Consider the following 17,379-nt stretch of genomic DNA (forward strand, 5'->3'; position numbering starts at 1 on the left):
GGCGATCACCGAACGTGAGCGGCCGTTCCGAGCAGCCCCCGATTTCCACGCTACCGGGCACCACCGACAGTCCCGCGGGGTCGCGCCGGAACGACGTGAATGACTCATTCATGTCACCAGACGACATGAATGAGTCATTCACGTCACCTGCCGGGGTTCAGACCGGGGTCTTGGCCGCCTCCAACGCCAGCGCCGCCGCGCCGACGATCGCCGTGTCGTCGCCCAGGTGGGCCGTGCGGATCCGGGCCAACGGCCGGTGCCGCGCCCCCGTGATCGCGCCCGCGTAGTGCTCCCGAGCCTCGTCCAAGAACAACGGCGCCGACTCCGACACTCCCCCGCCGATCACGATGATCTCCGGGTCGAACACGTCCGCCACCAGCGCCAGGCCTTCGCCCAGCCACTTGGCCAACTCCGCCATCGCCAGCTGCGCGATCGGGTCACCGTCGCGAGCCGCACCCGCCACTCGCCGTCCCGTCACCGAGCCCGGGTCGCCCGCCACCTGCGGGGCCAGCACCGTCGAGCGGCCCGGATGGCGCGCCAGCAGCTCGACCGCCGTCGCCGCCAACGCCGTTCCGCTGCAGTAGCGCTCCCAGCAGCCGTACTTGCCGCACGGGCACGGCCGGCCGCCGCGGACCACCGTCAGGTGGCCCAGCTCCGGCGCCACGCCGTACGCGCCGCGGAACAGCTTGCCGTCCAGCAGCAGCCCCGCGCCGATGCCCGTGCCCAGTGCCACCAGCGCCGCGACGTGGGCGCCGCGTGCCGCGCCGAAGCGGTGCTCGCCCACCATCGCCGCGTTGACGTCGTGCTCCAGCAGCACCGGGAGGCCGACGCGCTTCTCGATCCGGTCCGCGACCGGCGCGCCGCGCCAGGCCAGGTGCGGCGCGAACATCACCGACCGGCGGTCGCGCGCCACGAATCCGGCCACGGCCAGGCCGACCCCGGCCACGTCGTGCCGGTTGCGCAGGTCCTCGACGACGCCCGAGATGGCGTCCTCGAGGGCGCCCTCCTCGCTCGGCGTCGCGACGCGCGCCGTGTCCAGCAGGGAGCCGCGCTCGTCCACCACGCCGGCCCGGACGCTCGTCCCGCCGACGTCCACCCCTATCGTCCGCACTCAGCTCTCCCACTCGTCTCGCCTGCGGACGGTGATGTGCTGCACCCGCACCGAAACCGAGGCGTCCGCCGGGGGCCGCGGCGCGGGCCGGAACCCGGGCATGTGCACGCCCTCGTCCGGCTCCCAGCGGTCCGCGAGCACCGCCCGGAGCAACGCCACGAGCTGGGCCAGCTGTTCCAGCAGCTTCGCGGCGAACTCGGGACGCTCACCCCGCACCACCGCGACGATCGCACACAGCGGGCACCAGCCGCACGCCGAGCCCTCGGCTTTCGCCTGGTCAGGGTCCCCGTGGCCGGCGGCGACGACGCCGTCCAGCCACGGCGCGGCCTTCTCCACGACCATCTCGACCAGCAGGCGGATCTCCTCCGCGAGCCGCGGCCCGGCCGTCTCGTCCTCTTCGCTCACCCGCGTCCCCGGTTCCCGGCCAGGCTCACGACCAGGCCGTCGGCGTCGGATTCCGCGCCGGTGATCCGGCACGGCCGCAGCGACTCCGGCAGGGCGATGAGCCTGCGGAAGCCGTCCACGGTGATCGCCAGGTCGTCGTCGACGCGGGCGAGGTCGACCTCGGCGTCCCGGCTGAGCGGGATCGCGATGCGCAGCGTGTACCCGTCCGGCGCCGGCCGCACGCGCAGCAGCGGGGTGACGGGGGTGCCGTCGCCGGCCAGGGGGTCGCCGCCGCGGTAGAGCTCGGCGGCGATCTCCAGCAGCGCGGGCAGCCCGACCGGTTCGACGGCCCGGTGCTCGACGCGCGACACGGCTTCGAACCCGGCTTTCGAGAGCTCGGCCAGCACGGCGTCCTGCTGGGTCCGGCGCGTGCGCAGCCACGACGCGGCGCCCCCGCGCCAGAACCCGGGCGCGGGCATCAGCCGGTTGGCGATCAGCCCGTCGACGGCGATCCCGCGCAGGGCCAGCGAGCTGAGCGTGCGCCGCGCCTCGGCGACGACCACCCGCTCCGGCGTCAGCACCAGCCGGACCGTGGTCACCGACGGCTCGGTGAGCAGCGCGCGCAGGCCGTCGAGGTGGGCGCCGAGCCGGCGCACGGAATCGGTGACGCGGCGGCCGAACACGCGGGTCAGGTAGCCCGAGACGGCTTCGGGCAGGGAGAGCAGCCGCAGCGTCTCGGCCGTCGGCCCGCAGTCGACGACGATGGTCTCCCACGGCCCGTCCTCGGCCAGCCGGCGGACCTCGGTGAGCGCGAGCAGCTCGTCGACGCCGGGCAGCACGGTGAGCTCTTCGGCGTCCAGGGTGTCGAGGCCCGCGCCGGACAGCGCCATCTGCAGCTCGGCGCGCAGCCGGTGCCAGGTGGTGTCCACCAGGGTGCGCGAGTCGATCTGCACGGCCGAAAGCAGCGCGTCCACTTCGGACGGTTCGGCGCCGAGGGTGTGGCCGAAGGCGTCGCCGAGCGAGTGCGCCGGGTCGGTGGACACGACGAGGGTCTTCCTGCCGCGGGCGGCGAGCGCGGCGCCGGTGGCCGCGGCCAGCGTGGTCTTCCCGACACCCCCCTTGCCGGTGAACAGCAGGATCCGCACGCGGCTACCCCTCGGCCCGCTTCTTCAGCTCCTTGAGCGCGGTGTCCATGACCATCTTCTCGGCCTTGCGGCGCAGCAGCCCGATCATCGGCAGCGCCAGCTCGACCGAGAGCGTGTAGGTGACCCGCGTCCGGCCGCCGAGGTCCTCCAGCGCGTACCGGCCGTTCTGCGCCTTCTGCATCTGGCCCTTGACCAGGTGCCAGCTGACGCCGAGGCCGTCGGCGTCCCAGTCGTACTCGAGGGTGTAGACGTCCTTGATCGGGCCCGCGTCGAGCGTGAGCTTGACCTGCTTGGCGCGCCCGTCACCGTCGGTGTCGAGGACCTCGGTCTGCCGGACGGCCTTGGCCCATTCCGGGTACGCGGGGAAGTCGGCGATCACGGCCATCACCCGGCTGGGCTCGGCGTCGACCTCGATGGACTGTGTGGACTGCTCGGCCATGGGACGAAGCGTAGCCGCCGCGGCCGGTCACCAACGCAGCACGTACGGCTGCCCGGTCTCCTTGAAGTGACCCACGTTGCGGCACTCGGTCAGGCCGACCCGGGCGCGCGGCGCCAGGGGCTGGTGGACGTGGCCGAACACCGACCAGCGCGGCCGCTGGGCGCGGATCAGGTCCAGCAGCGCCGTCGAGCCGATCTCGCTGCGGCGCGCGACGACGTCGTAGGTCAGCTCGGGCAGGGCGGGCGGGCCGTGCGTGCAGAGCACGTCGACCTCGGTCAGCGCGGCCACGCTCGCGTCGTAGTCCTCGCGATCCCGCAGGTAGGGGCGCCAGGCGGCGCCCTTGCGGCGGCGCGGGACGACCCCGTCGGGCAGCAGCGCGCCGCCGACGAATCCGAACCGCAGGCCGCCGATCTCGGCCACCTCGCCGTCGAGGACCTGGATGCCCTCGCCGGCGAACTCGGGCCACAGCGCCGGGGTGTCGACGTTGCCGGGGGTGGCGTAGGTGGGCGCGGTCATCGCCGCGAAGAGGGCCGCGTACTGGGTGCGGATGGCTTCGTCGACGGCGCTCGCCGGGTCGTCGAGGCTCGCCCAGAGCTCACGCGAGTAGGCAACGGTTTCGTCACGGGTGCCCTCGCGGCGGAGGCGGGCGAACCCGGCCACCTTCTCCGCGCCGAACAGGGCACCCATGATGCCCTTCTCGTGGTCGTGGTAGTCGACGAAGTCGATCAGGTCGCCGAGCACGACCAGGGCGTCGGCCCCGTCCCCGGCCCGCTTCAGCGCGTCCGCGTTGCCGTGCACGTCCGAGACGACGTGTACCCGCACCCCTGGCCCCCTAGCTCTCCGTTCGCGGAGGAACGCCGGGCTCGCGCCCGTCCTCCAGGATCTCCTTGAGCCCGAGTGCGATCCCCTTCGCCGCGCGGGCCCGCCGGTCGAACTCCCGGCGCAGGTCGCGCGGCGCCAGCGCACGAGGCGCCCCGGCCGCATCAGCAGGCGTCGCCCGCAGGAAGTAGTGCAGCAGGGTGCCGTCGAGCACCGGCTCGAGCCAGACCTCCATCGTACCGACGAGCGCGCCGCGCACGGTCCAGCGCAGGCCCTTGTCGCCCCGGTCGGTGTAGACCTCCAGGACCAGGTCGGGCCAGTAGCGCGTCCACGATCCGGGATCGGCGAAGACGGCGGCCACGGTGGACGGCGGGACCGCGAGGAACGTCTCGTCGACGACGTCGATGGCGGGCGGTGCGTTCACGTGCGAAGAATGTCACGCCCTCGCCGTGCAGGGTCGATCAGCATGGTCTTAAGGTGCTCACCACGCTAAGTTGACTGGCGGGTAACAGCGGTGTCGCCCACCGCACGCGTTGAACACGGAGGTCCACGTGCGCGAATACAGCGCTCCCGCCGGGAAGCCGGTGGCCGACGACGAGAACATGTCCGATGTCGTCTGGGCGAACGCCGAGCGGTTCTCGGACGTGGTGAGCTTCCGCCGCCAGGTCGACGGAACCTGGCTGGACGTCACCGCCAAGGAGTTCGCCGGCCAGGTGCTGGCCGTGGCCAAGGGCATGGCCAAGGCCGGGATCGGCCGCGGCGACCGGGTCGCGATCATGTCGAAGACCCGCTACGAGTGGACGCTGATCGACTTCGCGATCTGGGCGGCGGGCGCGGTGACCGTGCCGATCTACGACACGTCCTCGCCCGAGCAGGTGTACTGGATCCTGTCCGACTCGGCCGCGAAGGGCGTGTTCGTCGAGACGAACGCCCACGCCGGCGCGGTCAACGAGATCCGGGACCGGCTCACCGAGCTGGACAACACGTGGCAGATCGAGGGCGACTCCCCCGCCGTCGAAGAGCTGGCCGCGCTGGGCGCTTCGCTGTCCGACGACGAGCTGCACGAGCGCCGCCGCGAGGTCAGCGCCGACGAGCTCGCCACCATCGTCTACACCTCGGGCACGACCGGCCGCCCGAAGGGCGTCGAGCTGACCCACCGCAACCTGCTGGCCGAGATCCGCGCGGACATCGAGGCGTTCCCGCAGCTGATGGAGCAGGGCAACTCGCTGCTGGTCTTCCTGCCGCTGGCGCACGTGCTGGCCCGCGCGATCGCCGTGACCGCGCTCACCGCCCGCGTCACCCTCGGGCACACCCCCGACGTCAAGAACCTGGTCGCCGACCTGGGCACGTTCCGGCCGACGTTCGTCGTCGCGGTGCCACGCGTGTTCGAGAAGGTCTACAACTCGGCGAAGCAGAAGGCCCACGGCGACGGCAAGGGCAAGATCTTCGACGCCGCCGAGGCGGTCGCGGTCGAGTACAGCCAGGCGCAGGACACCGGCGGCGCCGGGTTCGCGTTGAAGCTCAAGCACCTGGCGTTCGACAAGCTCGTCTACGGCAAGCTGCGCGCGGCCCTCGGCGGCCGGTGCGTCGCGGCGGTGTCGGGCGGCGCCCCGCTCGGCGCGCGGCTGGCCCACTTCTTCCGCGGCATCGGCGTCCCGGTGTTCGAGGGCTACGGCCTGACCGAGACGTCCGCGGCGGCGAACGTCAACACGCAGACGGCGTTCCGCGTCGGCACGGTCGGCAAGCCGGTCAACGGCACCTCGGTCCGCATCGCCGACGACGGCGAGGTGCTGCTCAAGGGCGACGTCGTGTTCCGGGCGTACTACAACAACCCCGAGGCGACGAAGGAAGCGCTCACCGACGGCTGGTTCCACACCGGCGACCTGGGCGAGCTGGACTCCGACGGGTTCCTGAAGATCACCGGCCGCAAGAAGGAGATCATCGTGACGGCGGGCGGCAAGAACGTCGCCCCGTCCGGCCTCGAGGACACGATCAAGGCGGCCCCGCTGGTCAGCCAGGCGATGGTGGTCGGCGACCAGCGCCCGTTCATCGCCGCGCTGGTGACGGTGGACGAGGAGTACTTCCCGTCGTGGAAGTCCCAGCACGGCAAGCCCGCTTCGGCCACGGTGGCCGACTTGGCCGCCGACCCGGACCTCCTCGCGGAGATCCAGGCCGCGGTCGACGAGGCGAACAAGATGGTGTCCAAGGCCGAGGCGATCAAGAAGTTCACGGTGCTGGCCAACGACTTCACCGAGGCCGGCGGGGAGATCACGCCGAGCCTGAAGCTGAAGCGGAACGTGGTCTCGAAGAACTACGCGAACGACATCGAAGGCCTCTACAAGAAGTAAGCGTCACTCGAGCCGCTGGGCCGCGACGAAGTCGCGGTACCAGCGGAAACTCGCGCGCGGGGTGCGTTGCTGGGTCGCGTAGTCGACGTGGACCAGCCCGAACCGGTGCTTGTACCCGTGGGCCCACTCGAAGTTGTCCAGCAGCGACCAGCAGAAGTACCCCCGCAGGTCGACCCCCGCCGCCGCGGCCGTGCGGGCCGCCTCGATGTGCTCGTTCAGGAACGTGATCCGCTCGTAGTCCGCGAAGTCACTCCGGTCCGCGTACACGCAGCCGTTCTCCGTCACGTACATCGGGGGCAGCCCCGGGTAGCGGTTGTGCAGGCCCACCAACGCTTCCGTGAGCCCCTCCGGCTCCACCGGCCAGCCCATGCCCGTGCGCGGGACGTCCGGTAGGCGCGTCGTGTCCACCCCGATGTCGGTCACCGTGCGCTGCGCCGGGTCGGGCTCGCGGTGCGGGGCGTCCGCCACGTGCAGCCGGTAGTAGTAGTTGACGCCCAGGTAGTCCAGCGGCGCGCCGATCGTCTCGAGGTCGCCGTCGAGGCGGAACGAGAAGTCCGAGACGCCGCTGAACATCGCCGCCAGGCCCGGGGCGTACCGGCCGCCGAACAGCGGGTCGGTGAACTGGCGGCGCAGCAGCGTGTCCTGGCGGGCCGCCGCCGCGGCGTCCGCCGCCGAGTCCGACGCCGGGACCACCGGCGACTGGTTGAGCACGATCCCGAACTGGTGCTGCGGCGTCGCCTGCCCTCGCATCGCTCCGACGGCCAGGCCGTGCCCGAGCAGCAGGTGGTGGGCGGCGGCGAGCGCGCCGTGCCCCTCGCGCGCGCCCGGTGCGTGGCGGCCTTCGCCGTAGCCCGCGACCGCGCACGGGTACGGCTCGTTCAGCGTCGTCCAGTGGTCGACGACGTCGCCCAGCTCCTCGTGCACCAGCGCCGCGTACTCGGCGAACCGGTGCGCCGTGTCCCGGGACCGCCAGCCCCCTTCGTCTTCCAGCGCCTGCGGCAGATCCCAGTGGTACAGCGTCAGGAACGGCTCGATCCCCTGCTCCCGCAACGCCTCCACGAGCCGCCGGTAGAAGCCGAGGCCGCGACGCTCGAAGCGGCGCCCGTCCGGTTGGACGCGCGGCCAGGACACCGAAAACCGGTACGAGTCGACACCCAGTTCGCGGAGCAGGGCGAGGTCGTCGCGCCAGCGGTGGTAGTGGTCCGCCGCCGGCTCGCCGGTGTCGCCACCGGCCACCGCGCCGGGCACCCCGGCGAAGGTGTCCCAAATGGACGGTCCGCGGCCGTCCGCGGTGGTGGCGCCCTCGATCTGGAACGCCGAGGTCGCGACGCCCCAGCGGAAGCCGGGCGGGAAACTGGTGGTCACAGTGAGCTCCGGAGGGGTCAGCCCTTGAGCGCGCCCTGCATGATGCCGCCGACGATCTGGCGGCCGAACAGCAGGAACACGAGCAGGACGGGGACGGTGCCGATGGTCGCGGCGGTGAGCACGAGCGTGTAGTCGGTGGTGTACCCACTGGCCAGAGTGGACAGTGCGGTTTGGACGGTCGGGTTCTCCGGCACCAGCACGACCAGTGGCCAGAAGAAGTCGTTCCACGCCTGCATGAACGTGAACAGCCCGAGCACCGCCGCGGCCGGGCGGGCCGCCGGCAGCGCGACGTGCCAGAACAGCCGCAGCGAGCCGCAGCCGTCCATCCGCCCGGCCTCCAGCAGCTCCAGCGGCAGCGCGCGTTCGAAGTACTGGCGCATGAAGAACACGCCGAACGCGGTGACCAGGCCCGGCACGATGACCGCCTGCAGCTGCCCGGCCCAGCCGAAGTCGGCCATCATCATGTACAGCGGCACGACGCCGAGCTCGGTCGGGATCGCCTGGGTGGCGACGACGATGAGCAGCAGCAGGGTCCGCCCGCGGAAGCGCAGCTTGGCGAAGGCGAACCCGGCCAGCGTCGAGAACAGCACGACGGACACGGTGATCGTGCCCGCCACGATCAGCGAGTTCCCCAGCGCCAGCGCGAAGTCCGTCTCGTCGAAGACACGCGCGATGTTCTCGAACAGGTGCCCGCCGGGGACGAGCACCGGCGGCACGCTCCCGACCGCCTCCGTCGTCTGCGAGGAGACGACGAACGACCAGTACACGGGGAACGCCGAACCGGCCAGGATCGCGATCAGCGCGGCGTAGGTCCACGGGCTCGCGACCCGGCGCGCGATGCGCCGGGCCCGCCCGGGTACCGCCGGCGGCGCGGGTGCCGCCGGGGTCAGCACGGTGGTCATGTCCGCTCCTCAGTCCGTTTGGATGCGCCGGGTCACCAGGTACGACAGGCCCGCGACGAGCATCGTGGCCACGGCCAGGATCAGCGCGATCGCCGAGCTGTAGCCGAAGTCGTACTTGGTGAAGCCCTGCTCGTAGAGGTAGAGCGCGGCGGTCTGGAACTGCCGGTCCGAGCCACCGGTGGCGGCCGCCGTGCCGGGGTTGAACAGCAGCGGCTCGGCCAGCAGCCGCATGTTCCCGGTCGTCGCGATCACCGTGGAGAAGATGATCTGCGGCCGCAGCAGCGGGACGGTGATCCGCCAGAACTGCTGCCACCCGCGGGCGCCGTCGAGCGTCGCGGCCTCGTACATGCTCGACGGGATCGCCTGCATCGACGCCAGGAAGATCAGCGCGTGGTAGCCGGTCCAGCGCCACACCACCATCGCCGCGATGGCGGTGTGCGAGCTGGCGGTGCCGGCCTGCCAGTCGACCTGGCCGGCGCCGAACCAGCTCAGCACCCAGTTCACCAGGCCGAAGTCCCGGCCGAACAGCTGCGCGAAGATGATCGTCACCGCCGCCACCGAGGTGATGTTCGGCAGGATCATCCCCATCCGGAACAGCGTCCGCCCGCGCAGCCTGCGGTTGAGCAGGTGCGCGATGCCGAGCGCGAACAGGATCTGCGGGATCGTGGTCAGCAGCCACAGGCTGACCGTGTTCCCCATCGCGTTCCAGAAGTACGGGTCGTGGAACAGCAGCTGCCGGTAGTTGCCGAACCCGATGAACGTCGCGCCCTCGGCGTCGAGCAGGTTCCGGTCCTGCAGCGACACGAAAGCCGTGTACAGCAACGGGAACAGCCCGAAGACGCCGAAGATGAGGAAGTACGGGCTGATGAAGCCGAACGGCGACAGCTTGACGTCCCACTTGTGCCGCCGGTCGGCCCAGCTCAGCGTTTCCTTCAGTGCCATTACTTGATCTTCTTGACGTCGTCCACGAGCTGCTGCCACGCCGCCGCGCCGTCCTGCTTGCCCTGCTCCACGCGCTGCATCGCGTTGCCGAACTCGGTCTGCACGTCACCGGCCTTCGGGCCCTGGTACTGCGGGTTCAGCTTCTTGGCCGCGTCGGTGAAGAGCTTGCCCACGGGGGCGTTGTTGAAGAACGGGTTGGTGTAGCCGGTGATCTTCGGGTCGTCGTAGAGCGACGGCGTCGAGGGCAGCAGGCCCTGGCTGGTGAAGACCTTCGCCTGCTGCTCGGGCGCGGTCAGCCAGGCGGCGAGCTCGGCGGCTTCCTTGGTGTGCTTGCCCTGCTTCGGCACGGTCAGGTACGAGCCGCCCCAGTTGCCGCCCCCGCCGGGCACGGTCGCGACGTCCCACTTGCCGGCGGTGTCCGGCGCCTGGTCCTTGATCTTGGTCATCATCCAGGCCGGGCAGGTGACGGTGGCGAACTGGCCCTGGGTGAACCCGGTGTTCCAGGTCGGCGTGCTGTAGAGCAGGCCGGCGGAGAGGTTTGCCTTGACGGCGTCGACGACCTGGTCCCAGCCGGTGCGCAGCGCGGGGTTGCTGCCGACCACGAGCTGGTCGTTCTGGTCGTAGTAACCCACGGGCGCCTGGCCGAAGATCGCGTTGAGCACGGTCGGGCCGCCGTCCATGAACTTGACGCCGTTCGGCGCCTTGGCCTGGAAGCGCTTGCCGGTCTCGAAGAACGCCTGCCAGGTGGGCCAGAGCGCGGAGACGGCGTCGCGGTCGGCGGGCAGCTGGGCCTTCTCGAACAGGTCGCGGCGGTAGCAGATGGCCAGGCCGCCGACGTCGGTGCCGTAGCCGATCTGCTGCCCGCCCTTGCCGAGCGAAGCCGCCCACTTCCAGCCCAGCCAGCGGTCCTTGAGCTTGTCGCCGCCGACGGTGTTGAGGTCGACGAACTTGTCCGGGTTCGCCTTGAACTGGGCGACGTACCCGGTGTCGATCGCCTCGATGTCCGCGGCGCCGCCGCCGGTGGCCAGGTGCGCGGCGAGGTTCTTGTGGTGGTCGGAGTAGGACGCGGTCCGCTCGGTGATCTCGATGTCCGGGTGCGCGGCCTGGTACTCCTTGATCAGGTCGGTGTAGCCGAAGTTGCCGAAGAGGCCGAGGCTGAGCTTGACCTTCCCGCCACCGCCGGCGTCGCTGCTCCCGCAGGCGCTCAACGCGGTGACCGCGGCCAGGACAGCGCCCGCCACGGCGATCAGGCGGGTCCGTCGGGTTGTCGTTTTCGGGCGCATGAGATCTCCGTTGTTCTGCGGGCCGGTCGGAAAACGCGGGACCCATGAGAGCGCTCCCAGTGGTCATCCGTCAAGTAACGAAATAGTAACGCAGCTCGGCATTTACCCTGTCAGAGATCATGTGCTAACAATGTAACCGGTTACAGCTGCGCCATTCGAGGCTTCGCCTCGGTCGGGGGCTCCGCCACCCGAACCCCCGAAAAGCAGCAGTGGAGGTCAGGATGGTCACCGCCCGCGAGATCGCCCAGCTCTGCGGGGTTTCGGTCGCGACCGTGTCGCGGGTGTTCAACCGCCCCGCCACGGTCAGCGCGACGACGCGCGAGCACGTCGAGCGCGTCGCCCGGGAACTCGACTTCTCGCCGAACGAGTCGGCGCGGGCGCTGTCGCGGCAGCGCTCGGCGATGGTCGGGCTGGTCTGGGACACCGACCACCGGCGGCCCGGCTGGCGGCACCCGTTCCTGCAGGACCTGTTGCTGGGCCTCAAGTCCGCGCTCAGCTCGCACGGCTACCACCTGCTGCTGCTCGCGACGAGCGACGACGCCCGCGACCGCAACCCCGGCGTGTCGCTGGCCGACCCGGTCGCGTACGTGAGCATGACCCGCCGGCACCACCTGGCCGGGCTGGTGCTGATCGACAGCGGGACGGACGCCGACGCGTTCGGCACGTTCGCCCAGTCCGGGTTGCCGTGCGTCGCGGTGGACGTGGCGCTGTCCGGGCCGCGGGCGACCTACGTGACGTCGGACAACGCCGCGGGCGCGGCGGAGGCCGTCCGCCACCTGGCCGCGCTCGGGCACCGGCGGATCGCGACGATCACCGGCCCGCGCGGCAACGCCCCGGCGGCCGCCCGCACCGACGGCTACCTGCGCGGTCTGGCCGATGCCGGGCTGGCTGCACGCGAGGACTACGTGGTCACCGGGGACTTCTACCGCGAGAGCGGGTTCGTCGGGATGCGTCGGCTGCTGGCCCGCAAGGACCCGCCGACGGCGGTGTTCGCGGCCAGCGACGAGATGGCGGTCGGCGCCCTGCTGGCGGCCCGCGCGGCGGGGTTGCGGGTGCCGGACGACCTGGCGGTGGTGGGGTTCGACGACATCGAGGTGGCGTCCCTGGTGGACCCGGCGCTGACGACGGTGGCCCAGGACAAACCGGGCTTCGGCACGGCGGCGGCGGGCGCGCTGCTGGCGATGATCGACACGGGTGTGGCCCCGGACCCGGTGCGGCTGCCGACGAAGCTGGTGGTCCGCGACTCCTGCGGGGCGTGAGTCAGCTCTTGAGGTACTCCGCGCGGATTTCGCCAAGGACGCGCCGCGCTTCGGTGGCCTCGCGGTCGTCGCGGCCCCGGGTGCGGGCATAGGTGCCGAGCGCCTTCCAGAGCGCCCAGCCACGGCCGCGGGCCCACTCCGCGTCGTCGACGGCGAGGCGCTCGCGGAACGTCCGCCGGCCGTCGCCGGTCAGCAGCGTCCACGCGATCGCCAGGTCGCAGGCCGGATCGCCCACCCCGCACGTCCCGAAGTCGATGACCGCCGCCAATTCCCCGTCGGCGAGCAGGAGGTTTCCCTCGGCGACGTCGCCGTGGAACCAGCTCTCCACGCCGTCCCAGTGGGCGTCCAACGCGGTCTGCCAGACCTCGCGGGCCCAGTCCTGGCCGTCGAGCGAACGCCGGACCAGGTCGTCGAACGTCCGCAGGGTGCCGCCGCGGAACCAGTTGTGCTTGCCCGGCCGGGGCGCGCCGTCGGTGTCGATGCTCCGCAGCGCCGCCAGGAACCCGGCCAGGTCGGCCGTGAACCCGACGGGGTCGGCGACGCGCTCAAGCCGCGCGGGCTCGCCGGCCAGCCACGGGTGGATCGACCACGCGAAGGGGTAGTCCGCGCCGGGCCGGCCTTCCGCCAGCGGGACGGGGATCGGCAACGGCAAAAGCGGCGCGAGCACGGGCAGCCAGCGCTGTTCCTTGTCGACCGCCAACGCGTATTCGGCCGCGCTGGGCAGCCGCGCGGTCATCGCGTCGCCGAGGTGGAAGGTCCGGTTGTCCCAGCCTCCGTTCGCGACCGGCCGCACCGGGAGGTCCGCCCACCGCGGGAACTGCTCGGCGACGAGCCGGCGCACCTGGTCCGCGTCGACGGTGATGCGCTGGGACGGCGGACCGAGTGTGCTCACCAAGCGACCTTCGCGGCCCAGTCGATGTGGTGCTCGTAGACCCAGCCCGGCTTTTCGCCGACGTCCTGACCCGAACTCGACGCCACCAGCTTCTCGACGCGCTCGCGGCGAAGTCCTTCGTACGCCGCGAAAGCCGACGCCGGGTCCGGCAGGTCGCGCAGGCACTGCGCGAGGACGACGCCGTCTTCGATCGCCATCGACGCACCCTGCGCGTCGGCCGGGGCCGCGGCGTGCGCGGCGTCGCCGACGAGCACCATTTGCGGCGTCGACCAGATCCGCGTCCGCGGGAAGTCGTAGGAGTGGCCGCCGAACACCTCGTCCCCGGTGGCGGCGATGATGTCCGCGCAGGGCAACGGTTCCCCGGCGAACGCCGTGTGCGCGAATTCGCGCCATCCCGCCGGGGTCACGGCCGCGATCTCCTCGCGGGAGCGCTCGGCGTCCGGGATGCGGGCGAACCAGAACGTCGCGCCGTCCGGGCCCGTCGTGAAGCCGAAGGCCGCCTTGCTGCCGCGGACCATCCGGTAGATCCCGGCCGCCGACGGAAGCCCGGGCGCGCGCGTGTAGCCCCAGACGACGGTCTGGCCGGTGTAGCGCGGTGCGTCGGCGGCCGGGTCGATCAGCTGCCGGACGACCGAGTGCAACCCGTCCGCGCCGACCAACACGTCACCCGTTTCGGTGGTGCCGTCGGCGAACTCGGCCGTGACCCCGTCCGGGCCCGGTTTCGCGCCCACCAGGCGCTTGCCGCGCTCGATCGGGACACCCCGGCGCGCGGCTTCCTCTTGCAGGACGCGGTAAAGCGTCGCGCGGGTGAGCGTGCGCGGCCCGTCGAGGCCTTCGGTGCCGAACTCGCGCCGCCCGACCGTCTCCCCGGTCGGGGCGACCAGCTCGACGCCGTACGCCGCGAAGGAGCTGTCGATCACCGGCTGGTCGGCGCCGATCGCGCGCAGGGCGTCCATGCCGTTGTGCATGATCGTGAGGAAGGCGCCGATGTCGTCCCCGCCGGCCGCGTAGGCCTCGAAGACGACCGGGTCGTGCCCGGCCAGTTTCAGCGCCATCGCCGTGACCGTGCCGGAAATCCCGCCACCCGCGACCAGTACCCGCACTCCGCGCCCCCTCGTGAACTCCGCGTGCCGCCGCTCACGACGTTACCGTGAGGGCGGCACGCGGCGCTCACTCCTTGGCGCCACTGGTGGCGATGTCGCCGTTGAGGCCCCGGGGGTAGAAGCCGCCCGAGGACACCTTGTCCGGGTTGAGGTAGGCGATGTTGAGGACGCGGTCGGCCGAACGCCCGAACGCGATGCCGTTGGCGTCCGCGGGGACGAGGTTCGCCTTGCCGTCCTTGAGCACGCCTTCGTCGTCGTCCGCCTTGCCGTCGAGGCTGTCGCGGGCGTCGGAGATCTTGTTCGTGACGTCGCCGAGGCCGCGTTCGAACAGCTGTCCGCGCACGATGCCCGCGTGGTAGGCCTCGACCGCGAGGATGCCCGCCGCGGCGTCGAGGAACGTCTTGTTGTTGACCAGCGGCGCCGCGCCCTTGTAGGCCGACACGCCGACGTCCTCGAAGAGGAACGCGGCGAGCAGGAAGTTGTTCTCGCTGGCGAACGGGTCGAAGGTCTGCTTCTCGTTGATCACCCCGGCCGCCTGCATCGCGGCGGTGAAGCTGTTCTGGAAGTCGATCTCCGGCTGCGCGACGGCGGCTTTGTCGAGCGCCTTGCGCAGGAAGTTCACGTGCGCGACCTCGTCGCCGGCGATCTCCTGGACGATCTGCTTGGTGTGCTCGCTCTTGAACTTGACGGCGTGCCCGCCGGAGACCTTGCCGAGGTTGCCGACGCCGTTGACGTACTTCTCGTTCAGCCCGTAGCCGTAGGCGGCGAACGAGTACAGGTTCGCCTCGAGGTACTCCAGGTTGAGCGCGAAGTTCAGCACCGCGGCGTCGCTGGCGGCGGCGTCCTGCGCGTTCTGCTCCGGGTACTGCGAAGTCGCGCCCGCCGAGCCGAGGCCCAGCGACAGCGCGGTACCGAGCGCACCGGCGCCCGCGACGCCGAGTCCCGCCGCTCCCGCAGCCTTGAGGAAGCGGCGGCGGTCGGTCGCGTTCTCCGCGCTGCGCTCGATGAGCTGCTCTGTGTAGCGTTTTCCGAACACCGGGGGACGTCCTCTCGTGACGAGTTCGTCCACCTCACCCAACGGTCATACGTACCCGGACGGCCCCCGGCTCGGTCAAATCGGGAAAAAGTTCTTCCCGATTCTGTTTGTGCAGGTCAGGCGCGTTCCGCGGCGGCGAGCCGGACGCACACGGCGAGCGCGCGGACGGCCTCCTCGACGTCGGCGAGCTTCGGGAAGGTCGGCGCGATCCGGATCACGGCGTCGGCCGGGTCGGCACCGTGCGGGTGGGTCGCCCCGGCGGGGGTCAGCGCGACGCCGGCCTCCTTCGCCAGCCGCACGACCTCCTTCGCGGTGCCCTCGGGCACGGTCAGCGACACGAAGTAGCCGCCGGTCGGCTTGGTCCAGGACGCGAGGTCCGACAGCTCCTCGGTGAGGATGCGGTCGACGGCCTCGAACTTCGGGCCGATGATCTCGGCGTGCTTGCGCATGTGGGCGCGGACGCCGGCCTCGTCCTTGAGGAAGAGGGCGTGGCGAAGCTGGTTGACCTTGTCCGGGCCGATGGTGCGCTTGCCGATGTTGCCGATCCACCAGGCGAGGTTGGCCTCGGACGCGCCGAAGAAGCCCACGCCGGCGCCGGCGTAGGTGATCTTCGAGGTGGAGCCGAAGACGAACACGCGGTCGGCGTTCCCGGCCTCGGTGGCCAGGGCCAGGATGTCGGCCAGCGCCGGCTCGTCGTCGGTCAGGTGGTGCACGGCGTAGGCGTTGTCCCAGAAGATCCGGAAGTCGGGCGCCGCGGTGGTCATGGTGGCGAGCCGCCGCACGACGTCGTCACTGAACGTGACGCCGGTGGGGTTGCTGTACTTGGGGACGCACCAGATGCCCTTGACGGCCGGGTCCTCGGCGACCAGCGTCTCGACGGCGTCCATGTCCGGGCCCTCGGCGGTCATGGCGACCGGGACGAGCTCGATGCCGAAGCGCTCGGTGAGCGCGAAGTGGCGGTCGTAGCCCGGGACGGGGGCGAGGAACTTGAGGACGGGCTCGTCGGCCCAGCGGCGCTCGGCCCCGGGGAGCTTCGACAGCAGCGCCTGAACGACGGCGTCGTGCATCAGCTCGAGGCTCGAGTTGCCGGCGGCGAGCAGCTGCTCGACCGGGACCTGCAGCGCGCCGGCGAAGATGCGGCGCAGCTCGGGCAGGCCCTTGAGGCCGCCGTAGTTGCGCACGTCGGTGCCGTCCTCGGCCTTGAAGGAGCCGTCACCGGGGAGGGTCAGCAGGCCGTTCGCGAGATCGAGCTGCTCCGGGGAGGGCTTGCCGCGGGTGATGTCGAGGGAGAGGCCGCGGTCGACCAGGGCCGCGTAGTCGCGGCGGGCCGTGTCGACGTCGACGGAAGCAGTGGTCATGCCGTCAACGCTAAACCCGGCGTCGATACCATTTCGGGGCGGGTCCTGGCTAGGGTGGCAGGTGTGCATTTGGTAGTCCACGCCGACCAGCGCCAGTTCTCGTTGCGCGACTCGGGTTCCCGGCTGGACGGCAGCGGCTGGACGCCGTCGGCGGTCGAATCTCACCGGATCGGGGCCGAGCCGGGCGGAATCGCGATCGCGACGGCGCGGTCGGATCTGGTGGAGTCGTCGGTGGAGTTGCTGTCCTCGCCGCCGGCTTTGTCTTCGTCGGCCGAGCACGTCGTGGAAGCGGATCTTCCGGTTCCGAGCGGCCGGCTGGTGATTTCCGGGCCCGCGGACTACCCATCGCAGGAAAAGTTCTTTTCGGTGTTGCCGGGGTTGTACCGGGCGCGGGTGTCGTACGTGCCGGCCGGGCCGCCATCGGTCGACTGGAACGACCACGAGTACGGGGAGCACTACCGGTACGTGGTGGAGATGTGGCCGGTGTCATCTCCGTCGGGGGTCGAGGTGCTGAGGCAGGGCGCGTCCGTTTGGGACGGATAGGTGCGTTGGGTGGGTTCACCTGGTTCGGGGGGCGGTTGGTTCGGCAGCGGGGGTCGCGATGGGCTTGACGTTGCGGCCGGGGATGGCGCCCTGGTTTCTGGGCGGAGTTCGCCCGAATTCGTCGTGGTGCAGGCAACCGGCGGCAGATACAGACTCGGACGGCGAGCGCCGGATGCAGGGTCATCCTGTGCGGGGCGATTGCGGCCCTTTGAAAGATGTGGGTTGGCGGGGTGGTTTGGAGTTGCTACGCCTCGGAGCAACCGACAGCGCAGATCGGCGCGGCGCCCGGGTTGACTGCCCGATGCACGGTCACCTAGCGCGCGGCGAACGCGACCCTTGAAAGATGAGACCTGGCGAGGCGATTGGAGCTGCTACGCCTCAGAGCAGCTCGCGGGTGGCGGGCTCTCCTACGCGGGTCTGATTGGCTTCAGACGGAGCAGCGGCCGGAGT

At 71.3% G+C, this 17,379-nt stretch carries 17 protein-coding genes; 3 read left to right on the plus strand and 14 right to left on the minus strand.

Going from position 1 to position 17,379, the window contains the following annotated elements:
- Positions 1 to 157 precede the first annotated feature (157 nt).
- Genes ABFJ78_RS22755 through ABFJ78_RS22780 form a run of 6 tightly spaced genes read right to left on the minus strand, consistent with a single transcriptional unit; the run spans position 158 to position 4,322 of the window.
- On the minus strand, positions 158 to 1,096 hold the full coding sequence (locus ABFJ78_RS22755) for an ROK family protein (protein ID WP_436388435.1): 939 nt from the start codon (positions 1,094 to 1,096) through the stop codon (positions 158 to 160).
- Positions 1,097 to 1,111: 15 nt separating this feature from the next.
- Positions 1,112 to 1,516 (minus strand): hypothetical protein, encoded by a 405-nt coding sequence (locus ABFJ78_RS22760; protein WP_436388340.1) that lies wholly within the window; start codon positions 1,514 to 1,516, stop codon positions 1,112 to 1,114.
- Positions 1,513 to 2,640 (minus strand): ArsA family ATPase, encoded by a 1,128-nt coding sequence (locus ABFJ78_RS22765; RefSeq protein ID WP_436388341.1) that lies wholly within the window; start codon positions 2,638 to 2,640, stop codon positions 1,513 to 1,515. Before ABFJ78_RS22765 ends, ABFJ78_RS22760 begins: the two co-directional genes overlap by 4 nt.
- 4 nt (positions 2,641 to 2,644) lie before the next feature.
- Positions 2,645 to 3,079: an SRPBCC family protein gene (locus ABFJ78_RS22770; RefSeq protein WP_410668972.1), complete on the minus strand. Its 435-nt coding sequence runs from the start codon at positions 3,077 to 3,079 to the stop codon at positions 2,645 to 2,647.
- Positions 3,080 to 3,106: 27 nt separating this feature from the next.
- Complete coding sequence (locus ABFJ78_RS22775) at positions 3,107 to 3,901, minus strand: metallophosphoesterase family protein (RefSeq protein WP_372668475.1); 795 nt, start codon at positions 3,899 to 3,901, stop codon at positions 3,107 to 3,109.
- A gap of 10 nt (positions 3,902 to 3,911) precedes the next feature.
- Complete coding sequence (locus ABFJ78_RS22780) at positions 3,912 to 4,322, minus strand: polyketide cyclase / dehydrase and lipid transport (protein ID WP_436388342.1); 411 nt, start codon at positions 4,320 to 4,322, stop codon at positions 3,912 to 3,914.
- A gap of 127 nt (positions 4,323 to 4,449) precedes the next feature.
- Here ABFJ78_RS22780 and ABFJ78_RS22785 point away from each other — a divergent pair, with 127 nt between their 5' ends.
- On the plus strand, positions 4,450 to 6,246 hold the full coding sequence (locus ABFJ78_RS22785; RefSeq protein ID WP_436388343.1) for an AMP-dependent synthetase/ligase: 1,797 nt from the start codon (positions 4,450 to 4,452) through the stop codon (positions 6,244 to 6,246).
- A 3-nt stretch (positions 6,247 to 6,249) separates the two neighbouring features.
- On the opposite strand, the gene ABFJ78_RS22790 is transcribed toward ABFJ78_RS22785, so the two are convergent.
- Genes ABFJ78_RS22790 through ABFJ78_RS22805 form a run of 4 tightly spaced genes read right to left on the minus strand, consistent with a single transcriptional unit; the run spans position 6,250 to position 10,738 of the window.
- A complete protein-coding gene (locus ABFJ78_RS22790) occupies positions 6,250 to 7,611 on the minus strand; it encodes a GH1 family beta-glucosidase (RefSeq protein WP_436388344.1) in 1,362 nt (453 codons plus the stop codon).
- 17 nt (positions 7,612 to 7,628) lie between these two features.
- Positions 7,629 to 8,513 (minus strand): carbohydrate ABC transporter permease, encoded by an 885-nt coding sequence (locus ABFJ78_RS22795; RefSeq protein WP_436388345.1) that lies wholly within the window; start codon positions 8,511 to 8,513, stop codon positions 7,629 to 7,631.
- Between the two features lie 9 nt (positions 8,514 to 8,522).
- Positions 8,523 to 9,455 (minus strand): carbohydrate ABC transporter permease, encoded by a 933-nt coding sequence (locus ABFJ78_RS22800; RefSeq protein ID WP_436388346.1) that lies wholly within the window; start codon positions 9,453 to 9,455, stop codon positions 8,523 to 8,525.
- On the minus strand, positions 9,455 to 10,738 hold the full coding sequence (locus tag ABFJ78_RS22805) for an ABC transporter substrate-binding protein (protein ID WP_436388347.1): 1,284 nt from the start codon (positions 10,736 to 10,738) through the stop codon (positions 9,455 to 9,457). The genes ABFJ78_RS22800 and ABFJ78_RS22805 overlap by 1 nt, the downstream gene beginning before the upstream one ends.
- Positions 10,739 to 10,959: 221 nt before the next feature.
- Here ABFJ78_RS22805 and ABFJ78_RS22810 point away from each other — a divergent pair, with 221 nt between their 5' ends.
- A complete protein-coding gene (locus ABFJ78_RS22810) occupies positions 10,960 to 11,997 on the plus strand; it encodes a LacI family DNA-binding transcriptional regulator (protein ID WP_436388348.1) in 1,038 nt (345 codons plus the stop codon).
- A gap of 1 nt (position 11,998) precedes the next feature.
- Here ABFJ78_RS22810 and ABFJ78_RS22815 read toward each other — a convergent pair whose 3' ends face one another.
- The 4 genes from ABFJ78_RS22815 to ABFJ78_RS22830 form a co-directional block, all read right to left on the minus strand.
- Positions 11,999 to 12,889 (minus strand): aminoglycoside phosphotransferase family protein, encoded by an 891-nt coding sequence (locus tag ABFJ78_RS22815; RefSeq protein ID WP_436388349.1) that lies wholly within the window; start codon positions 12,887 to 12,889, stop codon positions 11,999 to 12,001.
- On the minus strand, positions 12,886 to 13,992 hold the full coding sequence (locus ABFJ78_RS22820; protein ID WP_436388350.1) for an FAD-dependent monooxygenase: 1,107 nt from the start codon (positions 13,990 to 13,992) through the stop codon (positions 12,886 to 12,888). The genes ABFJ78_RS22815 and ABFJ78_RS22820 overlap by 4 nt, the downstream gene beginning before the upstream one ends.
- A 67-nt stretch (positions 13,993 to 14,059) precedes the next feature.
- On the minus strand, positions 14,060 to 15,028 hold the full coding sequence (locus tag ABFJ78_RS22825; protein ID WP_372668496.1) for a ferritin-like domain-containing protein: 969 nt from the start codon (positions 15,026 to 15,028) through the stop codon (positions 14,060 to 14,062).
- Between the two features lie 116 nt (positions 15,029 to 15,144).
- Positions 15,145 to 16,386: an aminotransferase class I/II-fold pyridoxal phosphate-dependent enzyme gene (locus ABFJ78_RS22830; protein WP_436388351.1), complete on the minus strand. Its 1,242-nt coding sequence runs from the start codon at positions 16,384 to 16,386 to the stop codon at positions 15,145 to 15,147.
- 63 nt (positions 16,387 to 16,449) lie between these two features.
- Between ABFJ78_RS22830 and ABFJ78_RS22835 the strand changes: the two genes are divergently transcribed.
- A complete protein-coding gene (locus ABFJ78_RS22835) occupies positions 16,450 to 16,929 on the plus strand; it encodes a hypothetical protein (protein WP_436388352.1) in 480 nt (159 codons plus the stop codon).
- The last annotated feature ends 450 nt before the right edge of the window (positions 16,930 to 17,379 follow it).

Origin of the sequence: Amycolatopsis sp. MEPSY49, from assembly GCF_051337345.1 — a bacterium.
Lineage (GTDB): Bacteria > Actinomycetota > Actinomycetes > Mycobacteriales > Pseudonocardiaceae > Amycolatopsis.

Bases quoted from the DNA above. Each gene is read 5' to 3' on its own strand.
- ABFJ78_RS22770 (WP_410668972.1), bottom strand. From the start codon at position 3,079: ATGGCCGAGCAGTCCACACAGTCCATCGAGGTCGACGCCGAGCCCAGC.
- ABFJ78_RS22795 (WP_436388345.1), bottom strand. From the start codon at position 8,513: ATGACCACCGTGCTGACCCCGGCGGCACCCGCGCCGCCGGCGGTACCC.
- ABFJ78_RS22800 (WP_436388346.1), bottom strand. From the start codon at position 9,455: ATGGCACTGAAGGAAACGCTGAGCTGGGCCGACCGGCGGCACAAGTGG.
- ABFJ78_RS22805 (WP_436388347.1), bottom strand. From the start codon at position 10,738: ATGCGCCCGAAAACGACAACCCGACGGACCCGCCTGATCGCCGTGGCG.
- ABFJ78_RS22810 (WP_436388348.1), top strand. From the start codon at position 10,960: ATGGTCACCGCCCGCGAGATCGCCCAGCTCTGCGGGGTTTCGGTCGCG.
- ABFJ78_RS22830 (WP_436388351.1), bottom strand. From the start codon at position 16,386: ATGACCACTGCTTCCGTCGACGTCGACACGGCCCGCCGCGACTACGCG.